The following is an 18,689-nucleotide window of genomic DNA, read 5'->3' as shown; positions in this document are numbered from 1 at the left end:
TTTTTCAATGACGCCGAGTCGCGCCATTCGCGAGCAAGCCCGCTCCCACAGTAGAACGCATTTCAAATGTGGGAGCGGGCTTGCTCGCGAAGGCGGTGTTTCTAATGGTGCAAGACTTGAATTGTTGATCCCTGTTCAGGTGCAAAAATGGTCAAGAAACCGGAGTTATTTATATCCTGTGCACCATTTAATTTCATAAGTGCGACATTTTGCGCTGTTCTTGTGCGCAAGTCGTTTGTTACAGTCCGGCTCAATCTCTTACAACGACAATCAATTTGCCGAGACTTTTCCATGATCGAATCCGTCGAATCCTTCCTTGCCCGCCTGAAAAATCGCGATCCGGACCAGCCTGAATTCCACCAGGCCGTGGAAGAAGTACTACGCAGTCTATGGCCGTTTCTTGAGGCCAACCCGCATTACCTGAGCTCGGGCATTCTGGAACGCATCTGCGAGCCGGAGCGGGCGGTAGTGTTCCGCGTGTCGTGGGTCGACGATCAGGGCAAGGTCCAGGTCAATCGCGGGTTCCGCATCCAGATGAACAGCGCGATCGGCCCGTACAAGGGCGGCCTGCGTTTCCATCCGTCGGTGAACATGGGCGTGCTGAAATTCCTCGCCTTCGAACAGACCTTCAAGAACTCCCTGACTTCATTGCCCATGGGGGGCGGCAAGGGCGGTTCGGACTTCGATCCGAAGGGCAAAAGCGATGCCGAAGTCATGCGCTTCTGCCAGGCCTTCATGAGCGAGCTGTACCGCCACATCGGTGCAGACGTTGACGTGCCGGCCGGGGACATCGGCGTCGGTGCGCGGGAGATCGGTTTCCTGTTCGGCCAGTACAAGCGCCTGAGCAACCAGTTCACCAGTGTGCTGACAGGCAAAGGCCCAAGCTACGGCGGCAGCCTGATTCGCCCTGAAGCCACCGGTTTCGGTTGCGTGTACTTCGCCGAAGAAATGCTCAAGCGCCGTGATCAGACCGTTGAAGGCAAGCGCGTGGCAATCTCCGGTTCCGGCAACGTTGCCCAGTACGCAGCACGCAAGGTGATGGACCTGGGTGGCAAAGTGATTTCCCTGTCCGACTCCGAAGGCACGCTGTATTGCGAAGCTGGCCTGAGTGAAGATCAGTGGCTGGCGTTGCTGGATCTGAAAAACGTCAAACGCGGGCGGATCAGCGAATTGGCGGCGGCGTTCGGCCTGGAGTTTCGCGCCGGCCAGCACCCATGGACGCTGCCGTGCGACATCGCGCTGCCATGCGCCACGCAGAACGAACTCGATGCCGAAGCTGCGCACACTCTGCTGCGTAACGGCTGCGTATGCGTGGCCGAAGGCGCGAACATGCCGACCACGCTGGAGGCTGTGGATATCTTCGTCGAGGCCGGCATTCTGTTTGCCCCGGGCAAGGCATCCAACGCCGGTGGCGTGGCGGTGAGCGGTCTGGAGATGTCGCAGAACGCCATGCGTTTGCTGTGGACCTCCGGTGAGGTGGACAGCAAGCTGCACGCGATCATGCAGTCGATCCATCACGCCTGTGTGCACTACGGTGAAGAGAACGGACGTATCAACTATGTCAAAGGCGCGAACATCGCAGGCTTCGTCAAAGTCGCCGATGCAATGTTGGCCCAAGGTGTGGTTTAAGACGGTTCGATGCGGATCACTTCAATCACTTGATCGCCAACAGGGCGCTGCCAGAGCACTTCATCGTTGAGTCGTGCGCCGAACAGCGCCCGGCCCAGCGGTGAACCCCAGTTGATCAGGCCGTGGGCGGCATCGGCCTGATCTTCGCCCACCAGTTGTACCCGGCGTTCGGTGTTGTGTTCATCGGCATAGGTCACCCAACTGCCGAACTGCACTTTCTCGGTCGAAGTCGCGGCGGGTACCACCTGGGCGCTGCCCAGGCGCTGCTTGAAGTAACGCAAATCACGTTCGAGATCCACCAGGCGCTGCTTGTCGGCCTCGTCGCCCTTTGCCGATTGTTCAGTGTGCAGGGCTTGCAGTTCGGCGACTTTAGCCTGCAACAGGCTGAGGCCTTGCGGCGTGACGTAATTGGGCTGCGCGCTGACCTGCCGTTCGACAGGCTGATCGGTTTGCGCAGCGGCGTTATCTTCATGGACGAAGGCACGGCTCATGGAATTCTCCCGGCATAGGGTTTGGATCATGGTCGCAGGCATCTGGTTTCACTGGATGTCTGAAAGCGACTTACGGCGAGTGATAGGCCCGGGCCTGTCACTCGCCACATTTCGAACTCCCATGCCCCAACGGCCCATAAGGAAAGTCTAGAAGCCGGCTCGCCAGGATGGTGTGCAAGGGCGGTGAAAAATCCACTCAACACCGCGTACCGCTTGTAGGAGCGAGCTTGCTCGCTCCCTCCCACAGTGGCGGTGGGTGTGTATCAGGTCAGTAGTGATACCACTTCAGCTCAAGCATCACTTCGTTCTCGGGCGTCGCCAGATGGCTGAACTCGCGCCGGGCACTCAAGCGCAGTCCGAGATTGCGGGACATTTCCCATTGCTGATTCAGGCTCAGGCTACGACGCACTTCGCCATTGGTGAAGAAATCACCCTTGGCTTCCAGGCTCAGGTTGCCCACCGGGTTTTTCCACAGCACACCACTGTTGAAGCCAGCGGCCGGCGCGATGAAGGCGGCGAAGTCGTTGTTGTGTTCGATACGCACAGTGCCCAGGGCAAATCCGAGCAGGTCATCGCCCAGTTGCCAGGTCCCACCGCCACCGCCGTTGACGTGGCTGACCAGGGTCTGGTCATCGTGCTTGCCCGGCACCCGCTCCAGACCACCGGTGACTTGCCATGACAGTGGTTGCAGCAATTGGTTGCGCGGGGTCAGGGAGCGAATGGTCGCCAGGTCCAGTTGCTGTACTTGCCAGTCATTGCCTTCGTACTGGCGCAGTTTCAATTGCAGGATTTCGATCTGCGCGCCCAGTGGAAAGCTTTCGCTGTTGTCATTGAGGTCGTGATAAGCCATGCGCAAGCCGTACTCGCCAAAGGCTCTGTCACCCCGGGTGCCGAGGCCGAGCTGCCAGGTACGGGACTCGTGACCGTCTTCAGGCAGGCCGGGTTGCGCGATGTCCAGCTCCGGCGCCGGGTTCTGGTTGATTGCCCGCAGCAGTTCGAAGCTGCGCTGGGCGCGCGCCGGGTCGCGTTCCTGGCCATTGGCGCGGTAACGCTCCAGTCGATAGGCCGCATCGATGATCAGCGCCTGGCGCTCGCGGGGTTGTGCCTTGAACGCCGGATCCTGCAATCGCTTCTGATCGGCGCTGACTTTCAACACCCATTGCTGCTCTTCAGGGTTGAGCGGCTCGGCGCGACTGAGCAACTCGCGCTCCCGGGACGGACGATACTGGATGGATTCCACCAGCCCGGCATTTTTCACCGCTTTGACGGTGTCGGTCGGGATGGCCGTGAGTGGAAATTGCCCGGTCAGGCGCAAGCTCGGGCGGGCTACTTGCAGCAGTTCCAGTAAACGGTATGAGCAGTTTTCGTCGAAGAAGAAATAGTCGAACCTGATCTGCTTCAGCTCCCAGACGTGCTCGACCATGCGCTCGGTTTCCTGCCGGGTCAGGTTCAGCCGGTATTCCCACAGGTCGCGGTTTTCCAGGCTGCGGTATTCCGAGAGTTTTTCCTGGTAGGGCACCATCGCGAACAAGCCGGGGTAACCGCCCATCAGGCCTTTCCAGGCATAGAGGATGCTGTTGTCCGAGCCCTCGATGTAGGCGCCGAAGTTGATCGCGTAACTGAGCAGCGAAGTCTTGTCGCTCTTCACTTCGGCCTGGTCGATGCGCAGCAGGGTGTGGCCAAACATCGAGGACGGGCTGTTCAGGTAGGCTGCCGGGAAGATCATCACCGCACTGTCCGGTGAGACGTCCTTGAACCATTGCCTGAACCCGGCGCAGTCCGGCGTCGGCAGGCCGGTCAGGCCGAGCTGTTCTTTCAGCCAGCGGGTGCGGGCAGGGTAGACGCATTGAGCGTGCGTTTCACCGGCACTGGCCGGGGCGTACAAGGCCTGTACCGTCGCCGCCAGTTCATGGTCGGGATGTTCATTGCCGTCAGCGGCGAGGAAGAATCTCCTGTCGCTGACATAGCTGCGCCAGCCGCCGAGCTTGGCGGTTTCGTAATGGCCCAGGGATATCCAGAAAGGGTCGTTGGCCAGTTGCTGCAAACGTTGCGGGTCGATTTGAGGCGCGGCGGACAGCGGGGCGCAGACACACAGCGCCAGCCAGGCAAGGCGTTTGAGCATAGGTGGCAACTTAAACAGGAAAAAATGAAGACCCAACGAGGTGGATGTCTTTTACCTGTAGGAGCTGGCTTGCCAGCGATGGTTTCAAAGGCGCTGTGTTTATCCCGTAAACACGCGTAATCGTTAACGACCATCGCTGGCAAGCCAGCTCCTACAGTCAGCAACATTACCCGGAGTGGGGCAGGTCCAAAAAACAAAACCCGCTTCCCGAGAGAAGCGGGGCGAGTCGAGCTTATGCCTGGGTGGCGTACTTGGCCAGTCGAGGGTCGTTCTTCAGGACGGCGAGGGTATTGGTATGCACGTCTTCGGCAGTCACGTCAGCCTTGTTGAAGATCTGCTGGAAGTGCTCGTGGGTGACGGCGGCGAAGTGCGCACGGTCTTCCGGCGCCACGCCCAGTACCACGGCGTAGGTGGTCAGCGCTTCGCCCTGACCTTTGGCCATGTCTTCGGACAGCTCGTTCATCATGCCATTCATGGCAAACCAGGATTTGCCGCCATAGGTCAGCGACGCATTGGTCGCGCAACCGTTGGTGCCGGAGGTCATGCCGAAGGTTGCGTTGCCGGAGGTGCCGTTGGTGGTGGATGCCAGGAAGTGAGCCGGAGTGCCACGCTGGCCTTCGAACAGCATGTTGCCCCAACCGCAATCCGGGCCGCCTGGCGCCTGAGCCATGGCGTTGATGGATACAGCGGTGAAGAGAGTACCGAGAAGAATCCGTTTCATAGCTTTGTTCTCTTTAGGTGCCTACCAATGGACATGGGTCTGGCCCGTCTGGTGCCAGTGGGCCGGTCATTAGTCCAGCCGCGCAGTCTGGAGTTTAGGCACGATCACGAGGTTCCGTTATTTTTTGCAGAACATTCATGGGAAACGGTGGCGAAAGCCCGGCCCGCCTGGGGTTGGCGGATTGACGCTGCTCCGGCCAGCGGTGCTCCTTGCCAGTCGGGCATGGGCGGCGCCAGAATGCTGCCATCTGCCCCGCCTGATTGTTAAGGAAGCCCGATGCCTGATCCTGTTGCTGCCAGCTTGCGTCTAGCGCCCGAAGCGCTGACCCGTCCGTTTTCCGCTGAACAGTTCAGCTTCTCTACCACCAATGATCTGGAGCCCTTTCGCGGTGTGCTTGGCCAGGAACGTGCGGTCGAAGCCTTGCAGTTCGGTGTGGCCATGCCACGCCCCGGTTACAACGTATTCGTCATGGGCGAGCCCGGCACTGGCCGGTTCTCGTTCGTCAAACGCTACCTCAAGGCCGAAGGCAAGCGCCTGCAGACCCCGGCGGACTGGGTCTACGTCAACAATTTCGATGAGCCTCGCGAGCCGCGCGCACTGGAACTGCCGTCGGGCACCGCCGGTGCCTTCATCGGTGACATCAACGGCTTGATCGACAACCTGCTGGCGACGTTTCCGGCAGTCTTCGAGCATCCGTCCTACCAGCAGAAGAAAAGCAGCATCGACCGCGCCTTCAACCAGCGCTACGACAAGGCCCTGGACGTCATCGAGCGTCTGGCGCTGGAAAAGGACGTCGCGCTGTACCGCGACGCGAGCAATATCGCCTTCACCCCGATGGGCGAAGGCAAAGCGTTGGACGAAGCTGAGTTCGCCCAGTTGCCGGAAGCCGAGCGTGAGCGCTTTCACGAGGATATTTCGGCTCTGGAGGAGCGCCTGAACGAGGAGCTCGCCAGCCTGCCGCAATGGAAGCGTGAGTCGAGCAACCAGTTGCGTCATCTGAACGAAGAAACCATCACCCTGGCCTTGCAGCCATTGTTGTCGCCATTGTCGGAGAAATACGCCGAGAACGCGGCGGTTTGCGGTTATCTGCAAGCCATGCAGGTGTACTTGCTCAAGACCGTGGTCGAGCAACTGGTGGACGACAGCAAGACTGACGCTGTCGCCCGCAAGTTGCTGGAGGAACAATACGCGCCAAGTCTGGTGGTCGGTCACTCGGCCAGCGGCGGTGCGCCCGTGGTGTTCGAGCCGCACCCGACCTACGAAAACCTCTTCGGTCGTATCGAATACAGCACCGACCAGGGTGCGCTGTATACCACTTACCGCCAGCTGCGGCCGGGAGCCTTGCACCGGGCCAACGGTGGGTTCCTGATCCTTGAAGCGGACAAGATGCTCAGCGAGCCGTTCGTGTGGGACGCGCTGAAACGCGCCCTGCAATCGCGCAAGCTGAAAATGGAATCACCGCTGGGTGAGCTGGGCCGCCTGGCCACCGTGACCCTGACTCCGCAACACATCCCGTTGCAGGTCAAAGTAATCATCATCGGTGCCCGTCAGCTGTATTACACGCTGCAAGACCTTGATCCGGACTTCCAGGAGATGTTCCGCGTCCTGGTGGATTTCGACGAAGATATCCCGATGGTCGACGAGAGCCTGGAGCAGTTCGCCCAGTTGCTCAAAACCCGTACTTCCGAAGAAGGCATGGCACCGCTGACCGCCGATGCAGTGGCACGTCTGGCGACTTACAGTGCCCGTCTGGCGGAGCACCAGGGGCGCTTGTCAGCGCGTATCGGTGACTTGTTCCAACTGGTCAGCGAGGCGGACTTCATCCGCCATCTGGCCGGCGATGAAAGGACCGACGCGGGACATATCGAGCGTGCGCTCAAGGCCAAGGCCACGCGGACCGGGCGGGTTTCGGCGCGGATTCTCGACGACATGCTGGCCGGGATCATCCTGATCGATACCGCTGGTGCGGCGGTCGGCAAGTGCAATGGCTTGACCGTGCTGGAAGTCGGCGACTCGGCCTTTGGTATACCGGCGCGGATTTCCGCCACGGTGTACCCGGGCGGCAGCGGCATCGTCGACATCGAGCGCGAGGTCAACCTCGGCCAGCCGATCCACTCCAAAGGCGTGATGATCCTTACCGGTTATCTGGGCAGCCGTTACGCCCAAGAGTTTCCGCTGGCAATCTCCGCGAGCATCGCCCTGGAGCAATCCTACGGTTATGTCGATGGCGACAGTGCTTCCCTGGGCGAGGCCTGCACCCTGATCTCGGCCTTGTCGAAAACCCCGCTCAAGCAGTGTTTTGCCATCACCGGTTCGATCAACCAGTTCGGCGAAGTGCAGGCGGTCGGTGGAGTCAACGAGAAGATCGAGGGCTTCTTCCGTCTGTGTGAAGCCCGTGGGTTGACCGGTGAGCAGGGGGCAATCATTCCTCACGCCAACGTCGCCACGCTGATGCTCGACGAGAAGGTGCTGGCGGCGGTGCGTGCGGGGCAGTTCCATGTCTATGCGGTCCGTCAGGCCGACGAAGCCTTGAGTTTGCTGGTTGGCGAGCCGGCCGGCGAACCGGACGAGAATGGCGAATTCCCTGAAGGCAGCGTGAACGCGCGGGTCGTGGAGCGACTGCGGGTTATCGCGGAAATGATCAGTGAAGATGATCTGAAAGAAGCCGAGAAGGAGTTGGCGCAAGAGGCTTTGGCGGAAACCAAGCCGGCTTGATGCAGTAACCCATGTGGGAGCGGACTTGCTCCGGGCGGCGTTCCGACGAAAGCGTCGGAACATTCAACATTTATGTTGGCTGATTGACCGCTTTCGCGAGCAAGCCCGCTCCCACATTTGCTTGTGTGAATAACTGGAAAAGCGTCGTCGAAATGACGTCAATATTCACGCTATGACCATTCGGCGCCTTTCGGTCTCGCGTGGCCTGTAAGCCAGACTTTTCTTCTATTCTCTGCTCAGGGATATCGAGAGTAATCACAGGATCGAAACAGCCTTCCCGAGGGGGCTGAATACCGGATCTACCGAGGGTCGCCGCCATGTCGCGCAACCTCTGCCTCACCCGTCAATGCCTGGGCCTTGTGACCCGTATCGAATGTGCCATCCGTCCATTGGCGGGAGATACGGGCATGTGGACTCTGCTGTTCGCCGCCGGAATGGCCGGCGAACAACCTTCGGCCATCAAGGCCCAAGGCCCGTTTCACGGGCCGGTCGTCGCTGAATCAATCCTCGACACCATCGTTGAAAGCCTGACCCTGCACGGCTACGAGTTGGCCGACGATCCGCAAATCTGGTGCCTGCACCTGCAAGCCCAACTGCGGGAAATCAATGGTGGTCGCTGCCGAAACATGGGCGGTTTCGAGTTTCACCCCGAGCACTGAGTCGCACTATTGATCAAGGCGCATCATGTCGGCCTTTTCGAGTTTGACCTCGAAACCATATTGCACGGTGGCGAGGTCAGTGCGCTGATAGGTTTCCAGGCGCGCAGGCTGCCCGTAGAAGTAATGCACGACAAACTGCGCCGGACCTTGTGCGCTCGCGCCATGGCTGACCGATAGAATCTCCTTCAAGTAATTGCCGCTGTCGTCCTTGGCGAAAAAGCGCCAGTCCTGGGCGGGAAATGCTTTCAGATCCACCACCAGTGCGTTGTCTTTGAGTCCAAGGCCTTTGGGCAGTTGACGGGCATCCACGGTTTTTTTGTCGACCGTGGCCAGGAACAGCGGCATCGAGCCCACTGCATAGGCCGGCGTTTGCGGAAACAGATTCAGATCGTAAGTGATGGTGCCGCGCAGGGGATCGACCTGGTACGCCTCAGGCGGCAGTTCGATCGGCTCGTCGCGATTGCCGCGAGCGTCTTCGGTGAAGAAACTCACCGGACTTTCACCGGGGTTGAACGATGTGCCAAGCAGCTCATCGTTGAAGCTGCGCAGATGAGTGAATTCGATTCGCGCAGCGCTGGGGTCGTCGACCGACTGACTGATGCTGACGTTCTTTTTCAGTTGATCCTCAGTCAGCGTTGCCCCTTTCAGCCAGCTCGCCGCCTGGTCGTCATAGACCACCACGGACAGGTTCAAGGGCTGGATGGTCTTGTCCGTGGTAATGGCATCAAAGCGCCGGATCGGCAGGTCGAGGTCCTTTCGGGTGACGGTGACGGCGGAAAAATCCAGCATGCTGACTTCGAGGGTTTCGATGGTCCCGTTGAAGTACACCTTCGAATAATGTCGAGTCTGCTGTTTCTCAAAGTTGCGTTGTTCTTCGTCGAGCTGTTTTTCCAGGGACTCGCTCCAGCTCTTTTGCTGCTGCATCTTGGCCAGCTGTTGCTGATAGAAGGCAATCTGTACCGCTGTTTCGTTGATTGAGCCGGCGCGCGTGATGAATTGCCCGGTGCTGTCCCTGGCCTGAACGATCAGCGGCTTCAGCGGTGTTTCACTGACTTCGGGAGCCAGCGGCGCGCTGTTGTTGTATTCGACTTCCGCGTAGTTGTTCGTCAATGTGAGCAGGGTGACACTCAGGTTGTCATTGGTGCGAGTCTGGCCCACGTCCTTTTTCGTCAGGTCGAAGCTGTAGAGGCGGCGTGGCGCGATGACTTCGACTTTGCCTTGCAGGCTCACCGGTTGCGGTTGCTGCTTTCTGTCGATGTCGAGGCCTTCGATGAAGGGGTAGGCCACGGTCAGGTCATCGGGGTTGGTCAGGTTGGAGCTCGATGGGCTGAGTTGAATGCCGGGGTCGGTTTCCGACCATTCCGGCTGGAATGGAATCACCCGTTTATTGCTCAGGGTGACCGACTGCCATTCCAGGCCATGGGGAAACAAAAACGCGGCAGGAATGCTGAACGTGAACGGGAACACCGGTTGCAGATCGGTCAGGTAGTCGGAACCGGAGTCCTTTTGCAACACGAACAACCCGTTGATATAGGTGTCGACCAGGGCCTGCGGGGTCGGGTAGTGCTTGAGCATGGCGAGGGCGTCTTCGCCGTATTCGGTTTCCACCGGTTTACTGTCGAGCTTGAGTCGTGCGCGCTCGAGCAGCAGCAGTGAGCCGCCCAGCTCCGACACGGCGTCCTTGAGTTTCGGATCCTGGATGGCGTCCAGCGACTTTTCGAACTGCGCGGTTTTTTCTTCGAGGCTGACCTGGCGTTTTTCATCGCTGGGTGAGCAGCCGCTTAGCAGCAGCACCAGGCAAATACCGGCACTCGTCAAAGGCAATCGCACACCCATTTCCAGTCTTCCTGTCCGACATTACTGAGCAGTCAATGATTTGGACACTAGCAGAAAAACCTTGATACACAGGCGCAGGTGGCGGATTTTTCGACGGTTTCTGGCTATGGACGGGCGGCTGGTATACTCGCGGCCATTTCCAATCCAACGTGTGAGATTCAATGGAACGCTTTATCGAAAATACAATGTACGCCTCGCGCTGGCTGCTGGCGCCGATCTATTTCGGCCTGTCCCTCGGGTTGCTGGCGCTGGCGCTGAAATTCTTCCAGGAAGTCTTCCACGTCATCCCGAACGTGTTTTCGATGGCTGAGTCGGATTTGATCCTGGTGCTGCTGTCGCTGATCGACATGGCGCTGGTGGGCGGATTGCTGGTGATGGTGATGATTTCCGGCTACGAGAACTTCGTCTCGCAACTGGACATCGACGATAGCAAGGAAAAGCTCAACTGGCTGGGCACCATGGACTCTTCGTCGCTGAAAATGAAGGTGGCTGCGTCGATCGTGGCGATCTCGTCCATTCACCTGCTGCGCATCTTCATGGACGCCAAGAACGTCGATCCTGAACATCTGCAGTGGTATGTGATCATCCACATGACCTTCGTGGTCTCGGCATTCGCCATGGGTTACCTGGATAAAGTCACCAAGCACTGATCCATTGCCGGCCCCATGAAACACGCCGCCCGTCTGTTGCAAAACAGACGGGCGGCGTCGTTTGTGGCTTGTGCTTTGATGCGTCGAAGCCTATCCCTGTAAAGAGGCTCGCTACTGCGTGAGGTGCGCTCATGAACCTGCAAGAGTTGAATGCGTATGCCGTCGCCGGGAAGGTCGATGAGCTGAACCTGATCTCCATGGAGGGAGGCATTTACTTGCTTGAGGCGCGTATGCACGGAGCGGCGTATCCCTTGAACGATGCGCCAGGTCACACGATGCAGTTGCGCTCCGTGGAGCATGCCCGTGATGTGCTGCGCTCCTTTCCCAAGTTGCACTTCAACCTTGTGCACACGGTCGTGCATGACGAGATGTGCGGGCTGGTTGCCGATGTGGAGGAAAACCTGAAGGTGCCGATCGCCTGAGGTCCCTCATCAATGACGTGACATCTGTGCTAGTCTGCTGGCCCTTTTGGTTCCGGGCGCTCCGGGACGCGCTGTGCACGCATGGCAAGTTCCCGAGCCGTCCGCACAGCGGAGCAGTGTCATGTCCGAAGTAAATCTGTCCACCGACGAAACCCGCGTCAGCTACGGTATTGGCCGTCAGCTGGGCGACCAGCTGCGCGACAACCCGCCACCGGGCGTAAGCCTGGACGCGATCCTGGCAGGTCTGACCGACGCATTCGCCGGCAAGCCAAGCCGTGTGGGTCAGGAAGAAATGTCCGCCAGCTTCAAAGTCATCCGCGAAATCATGCAGGCCGAAGCTGCAGCCAAGGCTGAAGCGGCTGCTGGCGAAGGCCTGGCTTTCCTGGCTGAAAACGCCAAGCGTGAAGGCATCACCACTCTGGCTTCCGGCCTGCAGTTCGAAGTCCTGACCGCTGGTGAAGGCGCCAAGCCATCCCGTGAAGACTCCGTGCGTACTCACTACCACGGCACCCTGATCGACGGCACTGTGTTCGACAGCTCCTACGAGCGTGGCCAGCCTGCAGAATTCCCGGTCGGTGGCGTGATCGCCGGCTGGACCGAAGCCCTGCAACTGATGAACGCCGGCAGCAAATGGCGCCTGTATGTGCCGAGCGAACTGGCTTACGGCGCTCAAGGCGTTGGCAGCATCCCGCCGCACAGCGTACTGGTGTTCGACGTCGAACTGCTCGACGTTCTGTAAGACCCGCTGATTACCTGTAGGAGCGAGCTTGCTCGCGATGGGCGCAAACGATAACGCGACCATCCTGAATGAACGCGGTGTCTTCGAGTTCTTCGCGAGCAAGCTCGCTCCTACAAAGTTTTGTAGCGTTTTTCATATTTCAATCTTGTGGTGCAGTTCGCTGTGCGGGCGCAACGCCCGGGCATAGCAGAACAGAAACAGGTTTCTCACCACTTCCTTGAGCACCATCGGCTCGCTGGAACTCAAACCATTGAGATCCAGATCACCCTGATCCTGCAGCTCGCTCAAGGCTTCCTCTTCCAGTACGGCACAGACTTCCCCGGTTTCCCGATGCAGGATCCTGAGGTAAGGATGTGGGCGGTCCAGCCAGGCATCGATCAAATAAGTCATGTTTCTCATCTCCACTGAGGGTTTTATGAGAATAATTCCTATTCGCAAAATAGCAAGGGCCTATTGGCGGTTTGCGCCTTTTTCCGGGTAAAGATTGCGTCAGGTCAAAACGACTGGCGTTTGGCTATTGCGAGGGGTTATTGGGTGAAGCGGGGGAGGGTGAGGCGCCATCCCGCGCCGGGCGCGGGATGGAGACAGCAGGTTCAGACTTTTCTGACGAACTCGGACTTGAGTTTCATCGGGCCGATACCGTCGATCTTGCAATCGATGTCGTGATCGCCATCGCACAGGCGGATGTTCTTGACCTTGGTGCCGACCTTGACCACCAAAGACGTACCCTTGACCTTGAGGTCCTTGATCACGGTGATGGTATCGCCGTCCTGCAGGACATTGCCGACCGAATCCTTTTTCACAGCGTCATCGGACGCCGCTTCGGCTTCACCGTTGGCGGACCATTCGTGGGCGCACTCGGGGCAGATCAGCTGGGCGCCGTCTTCATAGGTGTATTCGGAATTGCATTTTGGGCAGGGTGGCAGCGTGCTCACTAAGGCTCCTTGGATTCAGGATCGCTAAAAAGCGCACATTATATAGGGTTTTAGGCGGAGAGGGGGCGGTGCGGGAAAACCTGTAGGAGCAGCCGGTCGACGCTCGATTGCTCGCGATGGAGTCAAGATCGCAGCGGGATGCCAGGTTTCCCGTGTCATCATTGGCGACCATCGCGAGCAAGCTCGCTCCTACAGATGTCTTTTAGTGCGTGCGCGCGACCGCGAACTCACTCAATTCGACCAGTGCATCGCGGTACTCGCTGGCTGGCAGCACGTCGAGGCACTTGATCGCACGGGCTACGTAGTCGCGAGCCAGTTTTGCGGTGTACTCCAGCGAGCCCGAGGCTTCTACGGCTTCGCGGATGCTTTCCAGGTCTTCGATGCCGCCCTTCTGGATCGCTTTGCGTACCAGGGCGGCCTGCTCCGGCGTACCTTCACGCATGGTGTAGATCAGCGGCAGGGTCGGCTTGCCTTCGGCCAGATCGTCACCGACGTTCTTGCCCAGGGTTTCGGCGTCGCCTTTGTAATCAAGCAGGTCGTCGACCAGTTGGAAGGCCACTCCCAGGTGATCGCCGAATGTACGCAGGGCTTCGGCCTGCTCCGGCGTGGCTTCGCACAGGGCGGCGGCACTATGGGTCGAGGCTTCGAAGAGCATCGCGGTCTTGCCGCGGATGACCTCCATGTAGGTTTCTTCGGTGGTGCTGGCGTCACGCACCTTCGACAGCTGCAACACTTCGCCTTCGGCGATGATGCGCGTGGCTTGCGAAAGGATCTTCATCACTGGCATGGAGCCCAGCTCGACCATCATTTCGAAGGAGCGCGAATACAGGAAATCACCGACCAGCACGCTTGGCGCGTTGCCCCACATGGCGTTGGCAGTCGAGCGTCCCCGGCGCATGCCGGACATGTCGACCACGTCGTCATGCAGCAGGGTAGCGGTGTGCAGGAACTCGATGGTGGCGGCCAGCAGGCGCAGGTCGTCACCTTCACGGCCCAGAGCCTTGCCACACAGCAACACCAATAAAGGACGCAGGCGTTTGCCGCCGGCCGAGGTAATGTAATCGCCGATTTTCGATACCAGCGGCACTCGGGAAGTCAGCTGCTTCTTGATGATGCCGTCGACGGCGCTAAAATCGTCCGCGACCGCGCGGTAGAAGGCTTGGGGTTGCATCAGCGACAGTCGCTCCAGAAGGGTTGCGCGGCATGCTAGGACCCACGCCTGCAGGTGTCAAGGCGCGATGGACGGCCTCTTGCAAGGCTAGCGTGGCTTGCGTACAATCGCGCACCCTGAACTTCCTGGGCAGCACCTGCCTTACGCAATTGCAAGCGGGCCTCCAGCCCCATGCAGCCATGCCAGCCAATACCTCTTCTTATAAAGAGCTGGGTGAGCAGGATTATCGGAGAAATACCATGTCTTATGCAGTAATCGTTACTGGCGGCAAGCAGTACAAAGTCGCCCCAGGTGAATACCTGAAGATCGAAAAACTGGAAGTCGCTACCGGCGAATCCGTTACCTTTGATCGCGTTCTGTTGGTTGCCAACGGTGACGACGTGAATATCGGCGCTCCAGTTGTTGCTGGCGCTACCGTTGTGGCTGAAGTGATCTCCCAAGGTCGTCACGATAAAGTCCGCATCATCAAGTTCCGTCGCCGTAAGCACCACATGAAGCGTATGGGCCACCGCCAGTGGTACACCGAGATCAAAATCACCGGTATTCAGGCTTAATTTCAGCCTAATTCCTCACTAGGAGAATTGAACTCATGGCACACAAAAAAGCTGGTGGTAGTACCCGTAACGGTCGCGACTCAGAAGCCAAACGCCTTGGCGTGAAGATGTATGGCGGCCAGGCTATCAAGGCAGGCAACATCATCGTGCGTCAGCGCGGCACCCAATTCCACGCTGGCTACGGCGTTGGCATGGGTAAAGATCACACCCTCTTCGCTAAAGTCGAAGGCGTGATCAAGTTCGAAGTAAAAGGCGCCTTCGGTCGTCGTTACGTGAGCGTAGTCGCAGCTTAATTGCGCGATCGCTGGAAAAGCCCTGTCTCGCGACGGGGCTTTTTCGTTTGTGGGGTGAGTCTCTTGCAAAGCTGTTTGCATGGGCTGTCGGCGTACGATGTAGGTGTCGTGGTTTGGGGTCGCTGCGCTCATTTTTGCAAGAGTCTTATGTCTTGATTGTTTTTCGGCTCGTCCGTATGGCGAGAGGCGTTTGTTATGAAGTTTGTTGATGAAGTATCGATTCGAGTAAAGGCCGGTGATGGCGGCAATGGCTGCATGAGTTTCCGTCGCGAAAAATTCATCGAAAACGGCGGTCCTAACGGTGGTGATGGTGGTGATGGCGGTTCCATCTACATGATGGCCGACGAAAACCTCAATACCCTGGTGGACTACCGTTACACCCGGCACTTCGATGCCGAGCGTGGCTCCAACGGCGGCAGCACCGACTGCACCGGCAAGAAGGGCGAGGACCTGATCCTGCGTGTACCGGTTGGTACCACGGTGATCGACTCTGCCACTCAGGAAGTGATCGGCGACCTGACCAAGGCTGGCCAGAAACTGCTGGTGGCACACGGCGGCTGGCACGGCCTGGGCAACACCCGTTTCAAATCCAGTACCAACCGTGCTCCGCGTCAGACTACGCCAGGCAAGCCGGGCGAGCAGCGTGACCTGAAGCTGGAAATGAAAGTGCTCGCGGATGTCGGTCTGCTGGGCTTGCCAAACGCCGGTAAAAGTACCTTTATCCGTTCGGTATCGGCCGCCAAGCCGAAAGTCGCCGACTACCCATTCACCACGCTGGTGCCGAACCTGGGTGTGGTCAGTGTCGATCGCTGGAAGAGCTTCGTGGTCGCGGACATTCCGGGCCTGATCGAAGGTGCTTCCGACGGCGCGGGCCTGGGGATTCGCTTCCTCAAGCACTTGTCGCGTACTCGTCTGCTGTTGCACCTCGTCGACATGGCGCCGCTGGATGAAACCAGTGCCCCGGACGCCGCAGAAGTCATCGTCAGTGAGTTGACCAAGTTCAGCCCGTCCCTGGCGGAGCGTGATCGCTGGCTGATCCTGAACAAGTGCGACCAGATTCTTGATGAAGAGCACGATGCTCGCGTCAAGGAAATCGTCGATCGCCTGGAGTGGACCGGTCCGGTCTACGTGATCTCGGCCATTGCCAAGCAGAACACCGAGCGCCTGTGCCACGACATCATGCGTTACCTGGAAGATCGCGCCGATCGCCTGGCTAACGATCCGGCCTACAAGGAAGAGTTGGCCGAGCTCGATCAGCGCATCGAAGATGAAGCCCGTGCCCAGTTGCAGGCGCTGGACGACCAGCGTGCCCTGCGTCGCAGCGGCGTGAAGTCGGTCCACGACATCGGCGACGATGATTGGGACGAAGAAGATGTGGATGACGAAGACGGTCCGGAAATCATTTACGTGCGTGACTGATTCGTTGCGATAAACTTAAGCGCCGCTCAATCGAGCGGCGTTTTGGTATCTGGAAATCGATCGTTGGTCACGAATAACCACGAATAATGTCACGGGCAGTGCTAGGTCGTGCTGCCCTCAAGCTAAGGTTGAAGATGATGCGGAGCAAGGTGACAGGTGCGCAGCGTTGGGTCGTGAAGATCGGCAGCGCTTTGCTGACGGCGGACGGCAAGGGCCTGGATCGCGCGGCAATGGGTGTCTGGGTTGAGCAGATGGTGGCCTTGCATGAGGCGGGTGTCGAGCTGGTGCTGGTGTCCTCCGGGGCGGTGGCGGCCGGTATGAGCCGTTTGGGCTGGACCTCGCGACCCAGTGCGATGCACGAGCTTCAGGCCGCTGCTGCAATCGGCCAGATGGGGCTGGTGCAGGCCTGGGAGTCGAGCTTTGCCAAGCATGGCCGGCATACCGCGCAGATTCTCCTGACCCATGACGACCTGTCCGACCGCAAGCGCTACCTGAATGCCCGCAGTACCTTGCGTGCGCTGGTCGAGCTCAAAGTCATTCCGGTGATCAACGAGAACGACACTGTAGTCACCGACGAAATCCGTTTTGGCGACAACGATACCCTGGCGGCACTGGTGGCGAATCTGGTCGAGGCGGATTTGCTGGTGATTCTGACGGATCGCGACGGCATGTTCGACGCGGATCCGCGCAACAATCCGGATGCCCAGTTGATTTACGAGGCGCGTGCCGATGATCCGGCGCTCGACGCGGTGGCTGGCGGTACGGGTGGGGCGCTGGGGCGTGGCGGCATGCAGACCAAGCTGCGCGCTGCGCGTCTGGCGGCGCGTTCCGGTGCTCATACCATCATCGTCGGTGGGCGGCTTGAGCGCGTACTGGATCGCCTCAAGGCGGGCGAGCGCATCGGCACTCTGCTCTCGCCGGAGCGTGGCATGCTGGCGGCGCGCAAGCAGTGGCTGGCTGGTCATCTGCAAACCCGTGGCACCCTGGTGCTGGATGCTGGTGCCGTGACCGCGTTGTCCCAGGGCAACAAAAGCTTGCTGCCAGTTGGGGTCAAGTTGGTGCAGGGCAGCTTCCGTCGTGGTGAGATGGTGGTCTGCGTGGCGCCGGACGGTCGCGAGATTGCCCGTGGCCTGGCCAACTACAGTGCGCTGGAAGCGCAAAAAATCATCGGTCAGTCGTCCGATGCGATTGTCGGTCTGTTGGGTTACATGGCGGAACCGGAGCTGGTTCACCGCGATAACCTGATTCTGGTCTGAAGGAATACCTGAATGCGTGTGGCAAAAGGATTGTTGGGGCTGTTGCTGGCGATGCCGCTGCTGGCTTCGGCCGAAGAGATCGGTCAGGTGTCGACGGTGTTCAAGTTCGTTGGGCCAAATGACCGGATTGTGGTCGAGGCCTTTGACGATCCCAAGGTCGACGGTGTGACCTGCTACCTGTCGCGCGCCAAGACGGGTGGTGTGAAGGGTGGTCTGGGGTTGGCCGAGGATCGTGCCGAAGCGTCCATCGCTTGCCGCCAGGTCGGGCCTATCAGCTTCAAGGGTGAGCTCAAGGATGGCGACGAGGTGTTCAAGGAGCGTACGTCCCTGGTGTTCAAGACCATGCAGGTGGTGCGCTTTCTCGACAAGAAGCGCAATACGCTGGTGTACCTGGTGTATAGCGATCGCTTGATCGAGGGTAGTCCGCAGAATGCGGTGACGGCGATTCCGATCTTGCCGTGGGCGAACGCTCAGTAAAGCTACGAAGATCGCCAGTGTAGGAGCGAGCTTGCTCGCGAAGATCTCCATGACGCCGCGTTTCTTCGGGAGACGCGCTTTATCGTTGACGACATTCGCGAGCAAGCTCGCTCCTACAAATCGCAGGCAATAAAAAACCGACCCTGAGGTCGGTTTTTTAATGAACGGGTCGCTTAGGCAGCAGCGGCAACGTTCAGGGCCTTGACGTGGCCATTCAGGCGGCTCTTATGACGAGCGGCCTTGTTCTTGTGGATGATGCCTTTATCGGCCATGCGGTCGATAACTGGCACAGCCAGAACGTAAGCGGCTTGAGCTTTGGCAGCGTCTTTTGCGTCGATGGCCTTAACTACATTCTTGATGTAGGTACGAACCATGGAACGCAGGCTGGCGTTGTGGCTGCGACGCTTCTCAGCCTGTTTTGCACGTTTTTTGGCGGAAGGTGAGTTGGCCACCGTCGAGCTCCTCGAAAGACTTTTTAGGAAATAGCAAACAAAATAGGCCGCGAATCATGCCGATGAGTTGATGTGTTGTCAAGGGCGGTTGATGCGTTCCGCTGAGTGGTCGATCTAAAGAGGCGGGATATTTATTTCCGGCGCTTGA

At 58.9% G+C, this 18,689-nt stretch carries 19 protein-coding genes; 11 read left to right on the top strand and 8 right to left on the bottom strand.

The genetic code is table 11. The annotated features are described in order from the left end of the window. The first annotated feature begins 291 nt into the window (after positions 1-291). Positions 292-1,629, top strand: coding sequence for an NADP-specific glutamate dehydrogenase (gene gdhA / locus AC06G5_RS26260; RefSeq protein ID WP_413426264.1), 1,338 nt, complete (start codon positions 292-294; stop codon positions 1,627-1,629). Here gdhA and AC06G5_RS26255 read toward each other — a convergent pair. From AC06G5_RS26255 to AC06G5_RS26245, 3 genes are all read right to left on the bottom strand, one after another. Then, entirely contained in the window at positions 1,626-2,120 is a 495-nt protein-coding gene (locus AC06G5_RS26255) for a GreA/GreB family elongation factor (RefSeq protein WP_413426262.1), read from the bottom strand. The genes gdhA and AC06G5_RS26255 overlap by 4 nt on opposite strands. A 268-nt stretch (positions 2,121-2,388) precedes the next feature. After that, positions 2,389-4,242 (bottom strand): Lnb N-terminal periplasmic domain-containing protein, encoded by a 1,854-nt coding sequence (locus AC06G5_RS26250; protein ID WP_413426260.1) that lies wholly within the window; start codon positions 4,240-4,242, stop codon positions 2,389-2,391. A gap of 232 nt (positions 4,243-4,474) precedes the next feature. Further along, positions 4,475-4,963, bottom strand: a complete 489-nt coding sequence (locus tag AC06G5_RS26245; RefSeq protein ID WP_413426258.1) for a DUF3015 domain-containing protein — start codon at positions 4,961-4,963, stop codon at positions 4,475-4,477. Positions 4,964-5,239: 276 nt separating this feature from the next. Here AC06G5_RS26245 and AC06G5_RS26240 point away from each other — a divergent pair, with 276 nt between their 5' ends. Both AC06G5_RS26240 and AC06G5_RS26235 read left to right on the top strand, forming a co-directional pair. After that, entirely contained in the window at positions 5,240-7,678 is a 2,439-nt protein-coding gene (locus tag AC06G5_RS26240) for a Lon protease family protein (RefSeq protein ID WP_480458562.1), read from the top strand. 317 nt (positions 7,679-7,995) lie between these two features. Beyond that, on the top strand, positions 7,996-8,337 hold the full coding sequence (locus tag AC06G5_RS26235; RefSeq protein WP_008022519.1) for a PA4575 family protein: 342 nt from the start codon (positions 7,996-7,998) through the stop codon (positions 8,335-8,337). Between the two features lie 6 nt (positions 8,338-8,343). Here the strand turns inward: AC06G5_RS26235 and AC06G5_RS26230 are convergent, their stop codons facing one another. Further along, entirely contained in the window at positions 8,344-10,173 is a 1,830-nt protein-coding gene (locus tag AC06G5_RS26230) for a hypothetical protein (RefSeq protein ID WP_480458561.1), read from the bottom strand. A gap of 161 nt (positions 10,174-10,334) precedes the next feature. Between AC06G5_RS26230 and AC06G5_RS26225 the strand changes: the two genes are divergently transcribed. The 3 genes from AC06G5_RS26225 (at position 10,335) to bamJ (ending at position 11,984) form a co-directional block, all read left to right on the top strand. Beyond that, positions 10,335-10,823, top strand: a complete 489-nt coding sequence (locus AC06G5_RS26225) for a TIGR00645 family protein (RefSeq protein ID WP_007990463.1) — start codon at positions 10,335-10,337, stop codon at positions 10,821-10,823. Positions 10,824-10,954: 131 nt separating this feature from the next. Then, complete coding sequence (locus AC06G5_RS26220; protein WP_413426251.1) at positions 10,955-11,245, top strand: DUF6482 family protein; 291 nt, start codon at positions 10,955-10,957, stop codon at positions 11,243-11,245. Positions 11,246-11,366: 121 nt separating this feature from the next. Continuing rightward, positions 11,367-11,984, top strand: coding sequence for a BamJ family beta-barrel-assembly machinery protein (bamJ, locus tag AC06G5_RS26215; protein WP_008022510.1), 618 nt, complete (start codon positions 11,367-11,369; stop codon positions 11,982-11,984). Between the two features lie 132 nt (positions 11,985-12,116). Here bamJ and AC06G5_RS26210 read toward each other — a convergent pair whose 3' ends face one another. The 3 genes from AC06G5_RS26210 to AC06G5_RS26200 form a co-directional block, all read right to left on the bottom strand. Continuing rightward, positions 12,117-12,374 carry a PA4570 family protein gene (locus AC06G5_RS26210; RefSeq protein WP_413426249.1) on the bottom strand — a complete coding sequence of 86 codons (258 nt, stop codon included), beginning with the start codon at positions 12,372-12,374 and terminating at the stop codon, positions 12,117-12,119. Between the two features lie 203 nt (positions 12,375-12,577). Continuing rightward, positions 12,578-12,919: a zinc ribbon domain-containing protein YjdM gene (locus AC06G5_RS26205; RefSeq protein ID WP_008022504.1), complete on the bottom strand. Its 342-nt coding sequence runs from the start codon at positions 12,917-12,919 to the stop codon at positions 12,578-12,580. A 202-nt stretch (positions 12,920-13,121) separates the two neighbouring features. Next, positions 13,122-14,090, bottom strand: a complete 969-nt coding sequence (locus AC06G5_RS26200) for a polyprenyl synthetase family protein (RefSeq protein WP_413426247.1) — start codon at positions 14,088-14,090, stop codon at positions 13,122-13,124. 239 nt (positions 14,091-14,329) lie between these two features. Between AC06G5_RS26200 and rplU the strand changes: the two genes are divergently transcribed. From rplU to AC06G5_RS26175, 5 genes are all read left to right on the top strand, one after another. Next, on the top strand, positions 14,330-14,644 hold the full coding sequence (gene rplU / locus AC06G5_RS26195; protein ID WP_007950961.1) for a 50S ribosomal protein L21: 315 nt from the start codon (positions 14,330-14,332) through the stop codon (positions 14,642-14,644). Positions 14,645-14,679: 35 nt separating this feature from the next. Then, positions 14,680-14,937: a 50S ribosomal protein L27 gene (gene rpmA / locus AC06G5_RS26190; RefSeq protein ID WP_003281574.1), complete on the top strand. Its 258-nt coding sequence runs from the start codon at positions 14,680-14,682 to the stop codon at positions 14,935-14,937. Between the two features lie 195 nt (positions 14,938-15,132). Then, the gene (cgtA, locus tag AC06G5_RS26185) at positions 15,133-16,356 is read left to right on the top strand and encodes an Obg family GTPase CgtA (protein ID WP_007970919.1); all 1,224 of its coding nucleotides are present in this window, start codon (positions 15,133-15,135) and stop codon (positions 16,354-16,356) included. 137 nt (positions 16,357-16,493) lie between these two features. Then, positions 16,494-17,612 carry a glutamate 5-kinase gene (gene proB / locus AC06G5_RS26180; protein ID WP_413426277.1) on the top strand — a complete coding sequence of 373 codons (1,119 nt, stop codon included), beginning with the start codon at positions 16,494-16,496 and terminating at the stop codon, positions 17,610-17,612. 12 nt (positions 17,613-17,624) lie between these two features. Beyond that, positions 17,625-18,089 carry a CreA family protein gene (locus AC06G5_RS26175; protein WP_413426243.1) on the top strand — a complete coding sequence of 155 codons (465 nt, stop codon included), beginning with the start codon at positions 17,625-17,627 and terminating at the stop codon, positions 18,087-18,089. Between the two features lie 173 nt (positions 18,090-18,262). Here AC06G5_RS26175 and rpsT read toward each other — a convergent pair whose 3' ends face one another. After that, entirely contained in the window at positions 18,263-18,541 is a 279-nt protein-coding gene (gene rpsT / locus AC06G5_RS26170) for a 30S ribosomal protein S20 (RefSeq protein ID WP_007970922.1), read from the bottom strand. Between the last annotated feature and the right edge of the window lie 148 nt (positions 18,542-18,689).

The organism is Pseudomonas sp. WT-JTC (assembly GCF_056711565.1).
This window is presented reverse-complemented; position numbering and strand designations above follow the sequence as displayed.